This is a genomic window from Herbaspirillum huttiense, assembly GCF_004367745.1.
In the GTDB taxonomy this organism is placed as follows: domain Bacteria; phylum Pseudomonadota; class Gammaproteobacteria; order Burkholderiales; family Burkholderiaceae_D; genus Herbaspirillum; species Herbaspirillum huttiense.
The window spans coordinates 97,450-113,514 of sequence record NZ_CP037993.1 but is presented as its reverse complement, the minus strand read 5'-3'; the positions used below and the strand labels follow the sequence as shown (position 1 = coordinate 113,514).

The window sequence follows — 16,065 nt, the reverse complement described above, 5'->3', positions numbered from 1 at the left end:
CAATGAACAAAGTCTTGCAAGCAGTACACGACAGCCTGCCTCAGTGGATGGCTGATTGGTTCGATGTATTGGTGCCAACGGCTGAGGTGATTTTGATTCTGGTCGCGGCGCTCGCGATCATGCGTGTCGCGAGGCTGCTTATCGGAAGGCTTGGCCGGACATATGGTTTCCCGAATAAGGCGGCCGCGCTCACCCAGCGCATCATCGGATTTTTTGTGTATGGCGGTGCCATCCTCTGGGCCTTGGAGCGGATGGGTGTCTCCGGTGCGGTACTGTGGTCTGCATTTACAGGATTTGCAGCAGTCGGTGCAGTCGCATTTTTCGCGGCATGGAGCGTTCTTTCCAATCTCTTCTGCGCCATCCTGATCTACACCACGCAGCCGTTCCGCGTGGGTGACGTGATCGAGGTGATTGAAGGGGGAGACAAGCCTGGTGTCAAAGGGCGAGTGCTGGACATCAATCTGGTCTACACTACATTGGCGGAGGAAACTGAGGGTAGCGGGAGCGGGACGACACTTCAGCTCCCAAACAGCCTTTTCTTCCAGCGCATCGTGCGCAGATGGAATGATGGTTCTGCATCGTTATTCTGAAATTAATATTACTTGATGAGCCTGTTCTGCGTTCATCGCCTCCCTGATTCTGCACTCCACACAAATCATTACGCGATCGTAATAGACGCGTAATGATTTTGTTCGAAATGCCTTCTTAGAATCTTGCTGTATGGGCGCACCTCATTCGACGGGGGCGACCTTCGGCATTTTTCCTTTTGGGGGCCATGTGGACGCACTCTTCGCTCTGCTTCTCGTTTCTTCCGCTTTGTGTTCGACGCCTGTTTTGGCGAAAGAGAGTAGCCAGCTGAATGGTCGGTTAGCCAAATCTTGCCAGGATTCTCCTCGCCAAAAGCCGGCGGCGCCCCTCAAAAACAGTTGCCCCACATCACGCCTTTGTGACCGTTAGCGGTTTTGCCGTGGAATGGGTTCCTTGCGTCCGGAGTGATCTCGGCGCCAGAAAGTTGATCGCAGATTGTTCGGGTGTCGCGTTAAGCAAGGAGAGCGGTGATGAATGTCAAAGGAATGGAGCCGTCGCCAACGGCAGTTGGAGAGAAAGACGAGAAGTTCTGGCAACACGCCGTCCGCCTCACCGAGAAACGTCTCGGATTGCTGGCATCGAACATTGCCAACGCAGACACTCCTAACTACAAGGCCCGGGATATCGATTTCTCAACTGCCTTGCAGCAGGCGATGACAACGTCGAGGCTGCCAATGCTTGTTGATTTGCATTGAAAACTGACCCAGTTTCCCCGGAAATTTGCATCCTAAGTTGACCCATGTTTAGACCACAATCCTGCTCATGACATCGAGCGGGAGAACGGAGTGATAGACGTGGCCCTACTTGGAATCATTCGACGCTGGTACATCAGAGATCGCGTCTCGATCCGGGAAATCGCCCGCAGGTTGGACATTTCCCGAAACACGGTTCGTCGCTACATTCGATCAGAGGCGATCGAACCTTCCTATGCCAGCAGGCATTCACCGAGCTCTTTGGATGCATATGCCCCCAGGCTTTCCGCGTGGCTGAGCTCAGAGTTGGTCAAATCCCGTAAGCAAAGACGGACCCTGAAACAGATGTTCCTGGAGTTAAGGGAGCTTGGTTATGAGGGGTCGTATGACCGTGTGGCGGCCTTTAGCAGGCACTGGAAGGCGGGTCAGTTAGAGAGGGTCAAATCGGCGAGCAAATCAACAGCCACGGTACTTGAAGCTAAAAGTTTGAGAGGTGGACATAAGTATTCGTTAAATCGCTCACCGCGCGGTGGCTGTGTGGAGCTAATGGAAGCCAGGTGAATACTTTTCGGTCTTTTGCTTCAGACGTGAATTATATGCGTCCCAAGAAATGAGACAAGCTAAGCCATAGAACTGCTAATGTTGAGCACCACCGCTACTCTTGAAAAACCTCTCCCGCGAAGTCTCCAGCAACGGCGTCCCCGCCTGCACGCACAGCCAGGCCTGCGCGAACTCCACCACCCCGCGCTCGGTCTGCCGTCGCTCGATCCCCTTGATGACCATGCGCGATGCCTTGATGGCATCCACTTGGACATCCACCAGTTCCATGATGAGTTCGCCGCTGTCACGCTGCAGACGTGCCGCTTTGGTCGGTCGGCGGCGGTCGTCGTCCTCGAAGACGCCCACGCGCAGCTCGCCGATATTGCGTGCCTCATCGCCCAGCAGCTCGCGGGCAATCTCCACGCCGTTGCGGCGCATCTGATAAACGATCACTTGCTCACCTCACGCGCGGTAGCGCCTTCCAGTCGGTTGTGTAATGCGGCGTTCATGTGCTCGAAGCGCTCCGCTCAGCGGTGCGGGCCGGCGGCGCCGGCCAGGCGCACGGCGTCGTGTCCAAAACGCTTGTTGATGCTGTCGAAGGCGACGATGAGCGGCGCCGACGACATCGTCGACACGCCGCTGCCAACGAGCGTGCCCTGCCGCGCCTGGCCCGCGGCCAGATCCATCAGCATGATGCCGGCCTTCTTGTAGAGGAACTCGGACCGCTAGATCCGGCGCAGACCCCACATCGCCGCCTTGAAGATCACCCGCAGATCATCGGTCGGCTCGGGCAGTGGCACGGTGCGACGGTTGTTGTTTTGCGGTTCGTCCAGCTTGAAGCGAGCAGTCCCAGACATGCACGGCACCGCAGGTGGAGCCCTGCGCGCGCAGCCTCTCGGCGGAGCGGGAGGCGCAGGTGCTCACCGATTCCTCGATCTCGCGCAGGCCGGACACGCGCTCGCCATAGGAGCGCGACGAGACAACCTGCTGACGCGGTGAGGCGGGGGACGCCGCGCAGCTCGGCGCAGGTGCGGCTCCATCACCACGCCGAAGTGCTGGCGGATGGCCTTCAGGTGCGCGGTGCGCAGCTCCTGTGCGGTGCGGATGTGCAGGTGCGCGAGCTGCTCGGTGATGCGTCGGCTAAACCCCAGACATTGCCCACTTCAATCTTCGCCAGTAACTGGTCGACCTCGGCGGGCGGCAGGCTGGACAGGTTGCGCACGTCGGCAAACTGGGGCGCTTCTTCGCGACGTGGTTGGCCAGCGTCTTGGTGGCACCGATGCCGACGCAGACGGTCGGCACGGGTCTGACCGGGCTCCCTGGTGGGATCGGCGCGGGACAGGTGAGGCGTGACATATTGACAACTAGGGATGGTGATTTTTCAATAATACTGGATATGTGTACAGTATAAATCACTTTCCCGGCCCTGCGCGCGCGGTTGCCCCCCACCCCGCGCCTGCCCGCTACATAGATGAGTTTTGACTCAAATTTGCGTCAGGCGGCGATGCCCGCCCAGCCTGGCCCGGTGCCCCACCCCGGGGGTCTCAAATCTGACGCATTTTGACTCACGGTTCGAGCATTTGGCGTGAAGTCTCATCTCGATATTAATGAGCCGTGAAGAATGAATTAGCCGGAAGCTACTTCGCGACGGGAGCTTGCGTCGGAGGAAATTTGTGGACCGCTCCCTTTCCCTTCGAAAGCTGAAACAAGAAGAAAAGCGGATAAGTCGTGCCCTGCATGCAACGCCCGGCCACGTCTTGGTCGAATATTTTATATCACGTTATGATATATTTACCCCCTATCCTTTTATCCATGCGACTTCTTCTCCACGATGAGGTCGTCACCACTACCCTTCAATTTCGCTTCTCCATGAAACACAAACGCGACTACACCGCCGACCGGCGGCTGCCCCTGCTATGCACCGTCGCGTCGGCCATCGGCGTGCTGTCGATGGGCGCGGCCTGGCTGCTGCTCAAGCTCATTGCACTCTTCACCAACCTGTTCTACTTCCAGCGCCTGTCCTTCGAGGCCAGTTCGCCAGCCGGGCATACGCTGGGCTGGATGGCGGCCCTGCTGCCGGTGATCGGTGGTCTCATCGTCGGACTCATGGCGCGCTACGGCAGCGACAAGATCCGGGGCCACGGCATTCCGGAAGCTATTGAGGCCATCCTCTTCGGCAAGAGCCGCATGTCGCCCAAGGTCGCGTTGTTGAAACCGCTGTCATCGGGCATCGTCATCGGCAGCGGCGGTCCGTTCGGTGCCGAAGGGCCGATCATCATGACCGGCGGCTCGCTCGGCTCCCTGCTGGCGCAGTGGATGCACCTGACTGCGGCCGAGCGCAAGACCCTGCTGGTCGCGGGAGCCTGTGCCGGCATGACGGCCATCTTCGGCACGCCCCTGGCCGCTCTGCTGCTGGCGGTGGAACTGCTGCTGTTCGAATTGCGCCCGCGCAGTCTGCTGCCGGTCGCGCTGGCCTGCGCCATCGCAGGCTTCCTGCGGCCGTGGCTGATGGAAGGTGGCGTGCTGTTTCCGCTGGAAGTGGCACCGGTCGCGCCGATCGCCCTGTTGTCCTGCCTCGCCGCCGGCCTGGCCAGCGGTGTCCTGGCGGCGCTGCTGACGCTGGCCCTGTATCGCATCGAGGACGGCTTCCATCGCCTGCCGCTGCACTGGATGTGGTGGCCGGCGCTGGGCGGGATCGCCGTCGGGCTCGGCGGGCTGCTGCAACCGCGCGCATTGGGCGTGGGCTACGACGTCATCGCCGACCTGCTGAACCAGCACATGCTGGTGCCGGCGGCCCTGGCGCTGCTGCTGGTGAAGGCGGTGATCTGGCTGCTGGCGCTGGGGTCGGGGACCTCGGGCGGGGTGCTAGCACCGCTGCTGATGATGGGGGCCGGTCTGGGTCTGGTGCTCGCACCGTGGCTGACGGGCGGCTCGCCGGGACTGTGGCCGCTGGTCTGCATGGCCGGTGTGCTGGGCAGCGTGCTCGGTGCGCCGCTGACGGCCATCGTCTTCGCCTTCGGCCTGACCCATGCGGGCAATGCGCTGCTACCGCTGATTGCCACCACGGCCGTGGCCTATGGCGTAAACGTGTTGTGGATGAAGCGCTCCATCATGACCGAGAAGATCGCACGGCGCGGCCTGCATGTGCATCGCGAATATGGGGTCGACCCGCTGGAACGGGTGCATGTGGACGACCTGATGTCAGTCCCGCTGGCGCTGGAAGACGCGCTGCCCGCCGGTGAAGCATTGGCGCGGTGTCGCGCGGCAGAGCGTGTGCATCGCTACTATCCGGTGACGGCGCATGGCCGCCTGCTCGGCATGGTCGCACTGAGCCGCCTGCAGGCCGCAGATCCGGCCACAGGCTGCGGTACCCTGCTGCAAGCCAATGCCGGCTACCTGCTGCCACACCTGAGTGCGCGCGCGGCTGCCGGGGCGATGGCACGACAAGGGGTCGCGCGCCTGCCGGTGGTGAACGGACCGGAACGCCGACAGCTGGTCGGCGTGCTGTCCTTGTCAGATCTCGCACGTGCCAGTGCCAGCCATGCCGAAGAAGAATCAGTACGGGAAAAATTGCTGGGAAATTGAAGCCTCGCCGGACTCCTGCTCAGGGTTATTCGATAGAACCCATCCCAATGAAATCAAGCACTTACAGAGACCAATCGCGGGGCTCAATAACCCACCCGCCCCGCCCTAACCTGCTGATTTTTATAAACTTTTAGGCCCCAGCAACGCTATTTCGTAATCAGCAGCTCCCCCCAAAAAAATCGCCCGCACGAAGCGGGCGATTTGCCATGATTCTGTTCTTTTCAACCTAGTGCCAAGGTTCTAGCACCCATCCCCATGTTTCTTCCAACGCCGGCGACATTAGCGGAGCTTTGCGCATTATCGAGCTTGAATGTAGAGACCAATCCAGCCAATTCACCCGCCTGCTCCATCATCGCATTCGCAGCAGCAGCGGCCTCTTCGACCAACGCAGAATTCTGTTGAGTCGCTTCGTCCATGTGGGTAATTGCGAGATTGACTTGAGTGATTCCGTGACTCTGCTCCTGACTCGCATGGGAAATTTCCGCCACCACATCGGTCACCCGCTTGACACTGGTGACCACATTTTCCATGGTCATCCCAGCTTGCTCGACCAAGCTGCTTCCCTGGTCAATCTGCGCCACGGAATCGTTGATCAGTTCGGTGATTTCTTTTGCCGCCGTCGCACTCCTTTGCGCCAGGCTACGGACCTCCGATGCAACGACCGCAAAACCACGCCCCTGCTCACCGGCTCTTGCTGCCTCAACGGCTGCATTCAATGCCAGGATATTTGTCTGGAACGCAATTCCGTCAATCACGCTAATGATATCGACGATCTTTCGTGAGGAAGCATTAATACCTTCCATTGTGCTAACCACCTTGCCGACCACCTCACCACCTTGGGTGGCAACGTTCGAAGCGGAGACCGCCAGCTCACTCGCCTGCTTGGCGTTATCAGCGTTTTGCTTCACGGTGGACATCAGTTCTTCCATCGCTGAAGCTGTCTCTTCCAATGCCCCTGCCTGCTGTTCCGTGCGCGAGGACAAATCCAAGTTGCCTGTTGCGATTTCGGTAGATGCCTGTTCGATGGCGTGTGTGCCTTCTCTCACCCTCCCCACGATTCCGACTAAGCTATCGCGCATCTTCTTGATGGCGAACAGCAAACTGGTAGTGTCGCCGTCTTTCACGTTTACTTCGCTGGTGAGGTCACCAGCTGCGATCTGCTGCGCAATATCTGCAGCGTAAGCAGGCTCTCCGCCAAGCTGCTTCAAGAGTCCCCGGGTGATCGCGAACGCAACAAGTACAGAAATGAGGGCCACTATGGCGGTCAACACGGCTACTACCACCGAGGCCTTCGCTGCGAGGTCGATGGTGGCGTCATGTGCCTTAGCATTTTCTGCGTCTACTTCGTCGATAACCTTGTTGATATCGATTACTATCTGGCGGCGCAATGGGCTACACTCATTAACCAGAAAATCGCGAAACTCCTCCGACTTTCCGCCTTCACGATAGATACGCGGACGTTTCAACTCTTCAGCCATCTGCAAAAGGCCCACACGGACCTTCTCAAAACCTTTGTCGCCGGCGAAATGCGGCTCCATGTCTTTGAGCGCCTTGAGATAGATCTGCTTCTGCTCATCAACGATCGCCAGCTCCTTTTGCGCATCTGCATCACTTCTGAAGACGTAGGCATTGCGAGCGGCGAGACCCGTTTGATCTAAAGCTTCTCTCGCGAGATAGAGCGGCACCAAGCGCTGATCCTGTACCGCATCGGCCGCCCTGATGGATACAGTGAGTGAATTGATGCTACCTAATGCTATTCCCGCCAGTAGAACCGCTAGCGTTACTAAGGCTGCGAAAGCCGACGCCAGTTTTGTCCCGATCTTCATATTCTTGAGCGCACTCATATATTTCCCCTAGGTTAAATACGGGCATTTTTGACATCTGCTGCATGCCGGCCGCTGCCGGTGCCCGATAATTTGGGAACAGCTCAACGGGCGATTAGTGAGACGTTCAATACGCGGCAAAGCGTCATTCGGCTCGGTGCCGCGATTTACGATTTAGTAGGTGAGTGTCACGGTCACGGTATCCGAGTAGGCACCGGCCAGCGGCGTCTGGGCCGCCGGGATCTGGCCATAGACGGTCAGGGTCTGGGTCAGGCCGGAACCGGTGCCGGTCAGGGTATCGGTGCCGATGGTCGAACCCCAGTTGTTGCTGCGGGCCGAGTCGCGGTACAGCGCATAGTTCAGGGTACCGCCGCCGGCTGCGCTCATCTTGCGGTTGCTCACGCTGGCACCGGTGCCGGTACCGGCGTCCAGACCGACGTTGTAGGCCGTGCCGTTGGTACAGAGCACGGTGATGGTGCCGGACTGGTTGACCACGCTCTGGGTGTAGGCACCGAAGGCAATGGCCGAACCGACCACGGTACAAGCGGCGACCACCGAGGCGGTGATGGTCAGCGTGCCGCTGGCGGTAGCACCGAAGGAAGCTGGTGCGCTGGAAGCCAGGACGACAGCGGCGATGGAAGCAGCGACGATGCGATTTTTCTTGATGAAGAACATTTTGTTTCTCCTGGTCTGGCTGCCCCGTCCTCGCCCCTTGCAAGAACTTCCCCGTGCAGCGTTGGTATGGAGATACTGTAATTTCTGAAGAGCTCGCCTAACATCCGGGAATTCCCTACCGCGCTAGAAATTTAGTTAAGGAAAAACCTGAACAGTAAGAAGAACTAGCCTTAAGCTCATCGTTATGCTTCGGCAACTCATCACATGATGTTCACCGTCAGACTATCCAAATGCCTCCCGATCCGATGCTCTAATTGATGGCACCACTTCCAGACATCTAAAACCTAAGCGAAGCTATGAGAACAGCGATCAAGGCAGAGGCAATGACGGTCAGCAGGAAGGTAGTCAACATGATGATCTCCTAGAATGAGTTCATCTTAGGCAGCATCCTCCCTAGTGGCTGTAGTGGTTTCCCCCAGAAAGTACTCAGGCAGGTCAGGAATTTCCCGGGTGCCTAATCGTCCAGGCTTGCAAAAATTGCAATATGATTGAGTGATATCGGTCGTTGAGGTGGATGGATTCGCGGATGAGCGTTATCGGGATTGCCCACTACCCGAGATTACGGCTGTCGCAAGCGGCTCTTAAAAACGGCTCGGCATTCGCAATTGGCTGCAAAAATTTCGCTCCGCAACTGAAAATCGAGCCGCGTCCTAACTGGCCTTGCGACCCGCCGGATTTTTGAATTGCGGAGCAATAATTACCTTAACCCTCTGATTTTTATCGTTTTCCTCGCAGATTCGTAATCAGTAGGTCGACGGTTCGATTCCGCCCATCAGCACCAGCACACAAGGGTTCCGGCTTATGCTGGGACCCTATTGGGGTAATAAACGCCTATCTGGGTAATAGAATTGCCCCCAGAGAGGTTTATGGCCCCCAAAAAAGCCCGCGATTGCGGGCTTTTTTATTGGCCTAGATGTCGGCTTCTGGCCGATTGCGGACCTTTTTGACATCATGAAAGCAAGGCGCGTTTCCGAAGCAATCACCATTGAGCATTTCAACCCATTCGAGTCTGAACAATCCCTGGCTGTCCGGTGGCGAAGTGACACCATCTTGTTAAGGCCGATCAGGTACTCAGAAACCCGCATGTGCGCTCAATAGGCGAGCTGCCCTATGTTACGTGACTAGGACGTGCAACTGCTTAGCCACTCTTTCCACCACGTCAGACCATTGACCACGCGTGGTCTGGCGGAACAAGCGCATCTGGGGATACCACGGCGTATCGTCGCGCTCCATCAGCCAACGCCAATCGGGCACCAGCGGTAACATAACCCAGACGGGCCGTCCCAGTGCGCCCGCCAAGTGCACGGGCGAGCTGTCCACCGAAATCAGCAGGTCGCATAACTGGAGCACCGCTGCCGTATCTTCGAAATCGCTTAATTCATCACCTAACGCTTCCAGCCTCAAGCCGCCCAGTGGCGAATGCGCCTGCGCTGCTGCCGGGCCCTTTTGCACCGATAGCAGGCTCGCACCTTGCGCCGCTACGGGCGCCAGCGCCGACAATTGCTCCAATGTCATGGATCGATTGCGATCATTGTCGTGCGTGGGGCGTCCGGCCCACGCCAGGGCGATCCATGGACGGCGCAACGGCTGCAGGCGAAGTCGCCATCGCTCGACCCGATACGGATCGGCCTGCAGATAGGGCAGCGCACCCGGTAGCTCATCGAGGTGCAGATTCAAGGCCCGCGGCAAGCTCATCATCTGGCAATGCGCATCGAAGGGCGGTGGCAGTTGTCCCTGCAGCACCACTTCGTCGATTTCGGGCAGGCGCCGCGCGAATGCCGCCTGCTCAGCCCTGATCTGCACCACGATACGCGCCTGACTCTGGCGTCTGGCGCGCTCGACTAGGCGGATGAACTGGAAGGTATCGCCATATCCCTGCTCATCATGAATAAGCAAGGTCTTGCCAGGCATCGCCTGACCTTTCCAGAGCGGAGCCTTGACCTTGCGGTCCATGTGACGGGTATGATCAAGGCTATAGCGGTACTGATAATGCTGCCAGCCGCGCGCGTAATCTCCCTTCAGCAGCAGGGTTTCGGCCAGGTCGAAACGCAGGTCGACGTTGCCGGGGGCTGTGTCGACTAGGCGCTGCTGGATCTCGCAGGCCTGTGCGATATGACCTTGCTGGCGTAGCGACAGGCCCAGGGCGCGCCAGACCGGCAACGTAGCATAGCCGGCATCGATCAATTCACGGGCCAGCTGTTCGCTTTGCTCCAGTTGACCTGCGGAAAACGCGTCGGCTATCTGTTGCTGGCGCGCAGCCAACGCTTGCACATGCCATTCAGTTGCCATGGCTACCTCGTGCGATGCCGTCTTCTTCCCACCGCTGAGCTAGTTCTGCCGGCGTTTGCGTCCCCTGCCTCAAGCGCGCCAACGCATCCACCTGGCGACGAGCGCGCGCCAATTGCGCGTCGTACGGCAAGCGGCAGGGCATGCCGGAGAAGGACGCCACCTGCTCTGCAACGCGCGCTGTATTGTCGAGCAAGCGGGCATGATCAATCTGCAGCCAGCGGTCATCCGGCAGATGCGATGTCCAGTGCCGCATTAGGCGTTCATGTACGCGGTGGTAACGTGCTAATTCTTCGAGCGCGTGCGGAAAGGCATGACCAGACTGGGGGGGATTCTGGTAGCAGGCCAGACAGTTTTCCAAGGGCTCCCGCCGGCAAAAAATGAAGCGCGCCGCGGGAAAGACTTGGTTGATGAAACCGACCAGAAGGAAGTTGGCGTGGCATGCGTCGACCAAATCGCCGGTGGAATCGGCGCAGTCCAGGTAATACTGCGCAAGCTCAGCATAATCATCGACAGTCAAATCGGCCAACACGGCAGCTGAATCCATCAGCGCTTCGTCTTCCTGCGTGATGCTGGTAAGTATATGGCCGATCAGGTCGTAGCGATCCTCGTCGCTCTTTTGGCCTTCCCGCAACATGGACCGCACCAGTTCCGCGCCGCTATTGGGCATACCGATGATGAACACCGGCGAACTCATCCCGTTTTCCTGGCCTTTTGCCGCAAGAGGTGACCAGCTGTCAATCACTTGCTCAACTGCTCCTTCAAGCCGCGCCGCTGCGAAGGGATGGGCTTGCGCTTCCAGCCCGTTGGCGAAATCGTAGGCCGTCATCGCTGCGGCCTCATCGTCGTTGGCCAGCATGGCATGTCCCCAGGCGCGATGAAGCGCCACGGCATCGCGCCAGCCACAGCCGCTCTCTCGGCTCTTCTCGAGGACAGTCCGCATGCGATCTATTTCAAGCGAGGTTGGCGCTGTGTCGTCCAATTCGCTCAACGCCAACCAGGCGGTAGCATGGGATGGCGCCTCGTCCAATAACCGTCGCAGGTTGGCGCTGGCCTGCTCCGCCTGGCCGATGCGACCTAGCGCCAACGCGTGCGCGGTGACGACCATTGCATTCTGCTGCGCCTCGTATGCGCGCTGGCAGGCGGCCAGCGCATCGAGGTCACGCCCGCGCATGGTCCACAGACGCGCCTGCAGCAGCTCGTCGTACCACTGCGCCGGCGCGGGGAGCGCCTGCAAGGCCTCCTCGGCGGAGAGGAGGTCATTGCAGTCGAGCAAAAGATGCACGCGCAGGCGCAGTGCATCTATATTGGAGCGGGCGAAGCTGAGCAGCTTGTCCAGTTCTTGCAACGCAAGCTGGGGGCGATGGCGCGCGCGGTGAACCTGGGCCAGCGCAAGATAGGCCTGGGCATGTTGCGGGTTCAGTTCGAGCACTTCCCCGGCGCTGTGGGCAGCATCGTCGAATCGACCCAGTTCGAGTTGCAAGGCGGCCAGGTTGGCGTAGGCCGCTTCGTGCGCAGGATCACAGGCGATGGCTGCCGTGTAGCTCTTCATGGCGTCGTTGAGATACCCCATCAATTGTTGTGTATTGCCCAGGTTGCTGAGTGCGTTGGGGTCGTCCGGCGCTGCCTGCGTCGCCGCAGTCAGCAATTCGATGCTCTCCTCGAGCCGGCCGGCCTGCTGTAGGATGATGCCGAGGTTGCTGAGTGCCGACGGGTGTCCGGGAAACAGTACCAGCGCGCACCGCGCCGCTTGCTCGGCACGTGCCAGCAGTCCGGCCTGTCGGCTTACCTCGGCATGATTGCTATGAAAATCAGCGAGCGCATCCGGCTGCGAACAAGCCCGTTCCAACAAAAGCAGCGCATGCGCGATATCACCTTCAGCGTGGGCGATCAGGCCCAGCAGGTGCAACGCTGGCGCATGCAATGGTACCGCTTGTAGAACCTGCTCAGAAATGGCCGAGGCCTGAGCCGACTGGCCTACGCGCCAGTGAGCGTAGGCCGCTTCCATCAACTGATCGATCCGGGTCAGGGCGCTGGTAAGTTGCGCAGCCTCCGCCAGAGGCGCCAACCGTGACGGCGGGGGCGGGGACGAGTGATTCGGCCGTGTTCTTTTTGCGGACAACCTGTGGGTCTCCCTGTGAACCAAAAGTCGGGCGATGATGTGACGCGACGCAGTGCACGCCATCGCGAAAAAAAGCCCGGCATGCAGCCGGGCAATGTTTGACCTGATGCTGCGATCAGAAATCGTAGCGTATTTTCAGCGAGGCGGTCTGGCTGCGGAACTTGGAACGCAGATCGCCATCGTAGCCGACCGAATAGGACAGGTTGTTGCTGCGCTGGAGCGTGCCACGCAACACGATACGCGCGCCATCCTTGGGCAGACGGTCTGCGCTCGACACGAACGTCACGCCGCCCATGCTGGCGGTGGTGGCGATGGCATCGTTCTTGAACGAATGCACCCAGCCGGTTTGCCATTCGCCCGTCAGGCGACCCCAGCCGGTATCGGTGTAGCTGCCTAGCCGCACGCCCAGCTCACTTTCCAGGTTATTGAAACTCTGGCGCTGCACGTCCAGGTTCGCTGCGCCCAGCCCGCTCTCGCGATAGCCGTCGTTACTGATGCGCGCAGCTTGCAGCGAAGCGAATGGCGTGACGGTCAATCCCGAAGACAACGGCAGGTCATAGCCGGTTTCCAGCTTGAACTGGCCCTGCCAACCGCGGTAGTTGGCACTCGCGGTGCCGAGAAAATCGACCGAGCGCGCCTGGTCGTAGTTATTGCGCGCTACCGAAGCGATACCGCTGATATAAGCGTTGCCTCCCCGCGGGCGCCAAGAGCCATAGGTCGCCAACTGATAGCTGTCGAGCTTGGCGTCGTTGCCACGGTTGATGCCATCGCCGTTGAGGTCGTTATGCAGCCAGCTCACGGCACCACCGAGGACGACGTCCTGAGCCAGTTGACGATCGGCGCCGATGATGAGCCCATAGCCTGACGCATGGAAGCCGCCTGCCTGGTCGGTGCTGTTCATGGAGGCTTTACTGCCCAGCACCTGTCCCCACACGCCGGTGCCGTCGGCCGCTGCACCGGCTGCCTTGCCTGTCGGCCTGCCGGCTAGCAGGGTCACCTGGCGTTGCGAGATGGCACCCGCCGACAGCGCATATGACGCCCCGCTCGACAACGCCTGCGGCAGGGGCGTTGGACCTGCCAGTTGTTGCAAGGCGCGCTGTTGCGGCCCTGATTGCAACAACGACAAGCCCATCAGGATCACCGCGTAGTCGCTGTTGCCAGACAGTTGGTCGAGCACCGGACCGATAGGTACGGCAGAGCCGCCAGCGTTGTTTGCCTTGGCCGTCCATGTCGATGTCACTAGCGTCGCTGGAGTCACTGGAGTCACTGGAGTCACTGGAGTCACTGGAGTCACTGGAGTCACTGGAGTCACTGGCGTGGTGATCTGACTCAGTGTCACGATGAGGTTATTGCCACTCACCGCGGAAGTGACCGCATACCCGGCCGCCGATGCCACCGCGGTGCTGGTCAGCCCCCCGGCTGCCGTAATGATTGTGTAGGAGGTGGCATTCTGGCCGCTGACCGGCACCAGCACGATCGTGCCGCCGTTGAGGGTAGCCGTGCCGGAGACCGACAGCCGAGGAAATGCACTGGCCGACGTCGCCGCGAAGATCAGCGAGCCGCCCGTCTGCAGGTAGTTGCCGGAGATGCTGCGGTTCCGCACAAACTTGAGCGTGGCGCCATTGTTAATTACCTTGTTGGATGCGCTGACCGTCATGTTGCTGTCGAGCAAGGTACTGCCGCCGGCAAATTCGATATCGCCCGCATTGTTGTACACCACGGCATTGCCGGCGCTTCCAGTAATGGTTCCGAAGCCGCTGCTGGCGCCGACGATCGTCATGTTGCCGGTGTTGTAGGCGGAAATAGAACCATAGATGGTGCCGTTGTTGACGATGGTGCCAATCCTGACGTTTTCGGCGATAGCCCAGGCACTCGGAGACATGATCAAGCCATTGTTGACCAGCGTGTTGATGGAGCGGCTTTGGGTCCATACCGCCACATAGGCGTCGGTAATCGTGCCGTTATTGACGAGCAGGTCCAACGGCGCGCCCGAGCCGGTAATACCCACGCCAGCGGTGAAGCCGTTGAAATTGCCGCCTGCGCCATCGATGGTGCCGTTGTTGGTAACGGTACCGCCGGCGTTAGACCAGACCAGGCCCTGCGTGCAAGAGGTGTTGACTAAAGTGACATTGGTACCGCAAGGTGCAGCCGATGCTTCTACCGTTGCCGTTAAGGCCAGCGCCGAAGCGCCCATGACAATGCAATTTCGAACATTTGATCGGTGTCTGGAAAAACATGCCGGCCGTTTGGCCGTTTGACTGCGAATACCTGACATTAATACTTCCCCCGAAACTTTGATGGAGATATCCATCGGCATGAGTTAAATATTTTTATTGTTTTTCAAAATTTGATTTTTTTATTATCGCGGGCGAGTATGCCTGCTTGCGTCGAAGATTAGTCCTCAAAGCACGTAGGTATTTCATCTTCTATTTCGGACTAGACGAGCGCTATCTCGGCTGGAGCGAGCGAAGAGTGCCTCGACTACATGGGCGCCGTTGACAACGCCGATGCCTTATGTACGGCCATTCCATCTTAAACGTAGTCGCTCGTACTCTTGCGCGCGTCATCCTATGTCATAGCTTTCGCGCGTTTGAAAGGTAGCTAGTCCAGATGGAATATTCGAGTAGCATGGCGGCTATTGAGCGAAAAGTGACTATCTGCATTGGTGAATGTCATATTGCGGACAGCGACGAGACTCATGTACTCGACCGGGTAGAGAAAAGAATTTAGGTGATGGGATCATGAGCTGCAGATATGTGCTGATTGCCTTATGTTGCGTAATTCTGGTGCCGGGGTGCGCTGGGGTACAAGGGCGGCGAGATTTGAAAGATGCACTGCTGAGCTCGGTGGGGTGGCAATCGCATACCATTGCCACGCAACAGTTTGATATTGTCACTGCCGCGCCGACCGGAAGGCTAGGAGATACACTGACCGTATATCTGGAGGGTGACGGGCGTGCCTATCTGAATTCATCCCTGCCATCTGCCGACCCGACCCCAGCTGACCCTGTCGCTTTAAAAATGGCAATTGTCGACCCGAGCTCGGGACCCCTGCTCTATATCGCGCGGCCTTGCCAATACGTTCTGCCTGATTACGGACGTAACTGTGGCAAGCAGTATTGGACCGATCAGCGATATTCGTTGCCAATCGTTGATAGCATCAGTGAAGCGCTTGATCACGAAAAAGAGCGTGTGGCTGCATCACGGCTGATACTGGTAGGCTATTCGGGAGGTGGCGCGCTGGCAGCTTTGCTTGCGGGACACCGGCAAGACGTTGCTGCCATCGTCACAGTAGCAGCCAATCTTGACCTGGGATATTGGATAAAACGCGACGGACTCGCTCCACTGGATGGTTCTCTTGATCCCGCAGACTATGCGGAGCGTATCGCAGACATCCCTCAGCTCCATTTGGCAGGTGCCCGAGATACGGTCGTCGGACCGGACGTTACCCGGTCTTTTCTGGGACGAATGGGCACTGGGCAGAAAGCACGGATGTCGATCATTTCAGACTTTGATCATGTCTGTTGTTGGGCAATCCATTGGCGATCATTGATACAACGTCCAGACGTTGCAGCTGTTTTAGGGCGGATACCGGCGTTTTAGGACGCTCGGCAAGAGATTGTCCTCGAATCGTAGCTCAACCAATGACCAGATTGGGAAAGAGCGAGACGTGCTCAGTCTGCTTCTGGCCGATAGCGGACATCTTAGTGTTGATTCGCGTTGCCTCTTGACCCGGCACCTCTGTCTCTAATTTG

13 protein-coding genes and 1 pseudogene are annotated in these 16,065 nt (G+C 58.7%); 5 read left to right on the top strand and 9 right to left on the bottom strand.

Features of this window, described 5'->3' with window-relative positions; all coding sequences use genetic code 11:
* Nucleotides 1–2 precede the first annotated feature (2 nt).
* From E2K99_RS00505 to E2K99_RS00495, 3 genes are all read left to right on the top strand, one after another.
* Nucleotides 3–590, top strand: coding sequence for a mechanosensitive ion channel family protein (locus tag E2K99_RS00505; RefSeq protein ID WP_134221027.1), 588 nt, complete (start codon nucleotides 3–5; stop codon nucleotides 588–590).
* Between the two features lie 468 nt (nucleotides 591–1,058).
* The gene (locus tag E2K99_RS00500) at nucleotides 1,059–1,283 is read left to right on the top strand and encodes a flagellar basal body rod protein FlgB (RefSeq protein WP_338033880.1); all 225 of its coding nucleotides are present in this window, start codon (nucleotides 1,059–1,061) and stop codon (nucleotides 1,281–1,283) included.
* A gap of 90 nt (nucleotides 1,284–1,373) precedes the next feature.
* Nucleotides 1,374–1,841 carry a helix-turn-helix domain-containing protein gene (locus tag E2K99_RS00495; protein ID WP_420840854.1) on the top strand — a complete coding sequence of 156 codons (468 nt, stop codon included), beginning with the start codon at nucleotides 1,374–1,376 and terminating at the stop codon, nucleotides 1,839–1,841.
* Between the two features lie 75 nt (nucleotides 1,842–1,916).
* On the opposite strand, the gene E2K99_RS00490 is transcribed toward E2K99_RS00495, so the two are convergent.
* The 4 genes and pseudogenes from E2K99_RS00490 to E2K99_RS26175 all read right to left on the bottom strand — a co-directional run.
* On the bottom strand, nucleotides 1,917–2,273 hold the full coding sequence (locus E2K99_RS00490; protein WP_134221026.1) for a hypothetical protein: 357 nt from the start codon (nucleotides 2,271–2,273) through the stop codon (nucleotides 1,917–1,919).
* A gap of 74 nt (nucleotides 2,274–2,347) precedes the next feature.
* Complete coding sequence (locus E2K99_RS25735; RefSeq protein ID WP_240733824.1) at nucleotides 2,348–2,512, bottom strand: DUF4113 domain-containing protein; 165 nt, start codon at nucleotides 2,510–2,512, stop codon at nucleotides 2,348–2,350.
* A 33-nt stretch (nucleotides 2,513–2,545) separates the two neighbouring features.
* Nucleotides 2,546–2,677: a DinB/UmuC family translesion DNA polymerase gene (locus E2K99_RS26020; protein ID WP_276321811.1), complete on the bottom strand. Its 132-nt coding sequence runs from the start codon at nucleotides 2,675–2,677 to the stop codon at nucleotides 2,546–2,548.
* Between the two features lie 52 nt (nucleotides 2,678–2,729).
* Nucleotides 2,730–2,774 (bottom strand): annotated as a pseudogene (locus tag E2K99_RS26175) (hypothetical protein); the annotation flags it as partial.
* Nucleotides 2,775–3,689: 915 nt separating this feature from the next.
* Here E2K99_RS26175 and E2K99_RS00480 point away from each other — a divergent pair.
* Nucleotides 3,690–5,405 carry a chloride channel protein gene (locus tag E2K99_RS00480; RefSeq protein ID WP_134221025.1) on the top strand — a complete coding sequence of 572 codons (1,716 nt, stop codon included), beginning with the start codon at nucleotides 3,690–3,692 and terminating at the stop codon, nucleotides 5,403–5,405.
* 221 nt (nucleotides 5,406–5,626) lie between these two features.
* Here the strand turns inward: E2K99_RS00480 and E2K99_RS00475 are convergent, their stop codons facing one another.
* From E2K99_RS00475 to E2K99_RS00455, 5 genes are all read right to left on the bottom strand, one after another.
* Nucleotides 5,627–7,249 carry a methyl-accepting chemotaxis protein gene (locus E2K99_RS00475; protein ID WP_134221024.1) on the bottom strand — a complete coding sequence of 541 codons (1,623 nt, stop codon included), beginning with the start codon at nucleotides 7,247–7,249 and terminating at the stop codon, nucleotides 5,627–5,629.
* A 153-nt stretch (nucleotides 7,250–7,402) separates the two neighbouring features.
* Nucleotides 7,403–7,903, bottom strand: a complete 501-nt coding sequence (locus tag E2K99_RS00470) for a Csu type fimbrial protein (protein ID WP_121043179.1) — start codon at nucleotides 7,901–7,903, stop codon at nucleotides 7,403–7,405.
* 1,113 nt (nucleotides 7,904–9,016) lie between these two features.
* Complete coding sequence (locus E2K99_RS00465) at nucleotides 9,017–10,192, bottom strand: glycosyltransferase family 9 protein (protein WP_134221023.1); 1,176 nt, start codon at nucleotides 10,190–10,192, stop codon at nucleotides 9,017–9,019.
* Nucleotides 10,182–12,197, bottom strand: coding sequence for a tetratricopeptide repeat-containing sulfotransferase family protein (locus E2K99_RS00460; RefSeq protein ID WP_166675019.1), 2,016 nt, complete (start codon nucleotides 12,195–12,197; stop codon nucleotides 10,182–10,184). The genes E2K99_RS00465 and E2K99_RS00460 overlap by 11 nt, the downstream gene beginning before the upstream one ends.
* Nucleotides 12,198–12,426: 229 nt before the next feature.
* The gene (locus tag E2K99_RS00455; protein ID WP_134221021.1) at nucleotides 12,427–14,628 is read right to left on the bottom strand and encodes an autotransporter family protein; all 2,202 of its coding nucleotides are present in this window, start codon (nucleotides 14,626–14,628) and stop codon (nucleotides 12,427–12,429) included.
* 505 nt (nucleotides 14,629–15,133) lie between these two features.
* On the opposite strand from E2K99_RS00455, the gene E2K99_RS00450 reads away from it, so the two are divergent.
* Nucleotides 15,134–15,913, top strand: coding sequence for a hypothetical protein (locus E2K99_RS00450; protein WP_134221020.1), 780 nt, complete (start codon nucleotides 15,134–15,136; stop codon nucleotides 15,911–15,913).
* Nucleotides 15,914–16,065 lie beyond the last annotated feature (152 nt).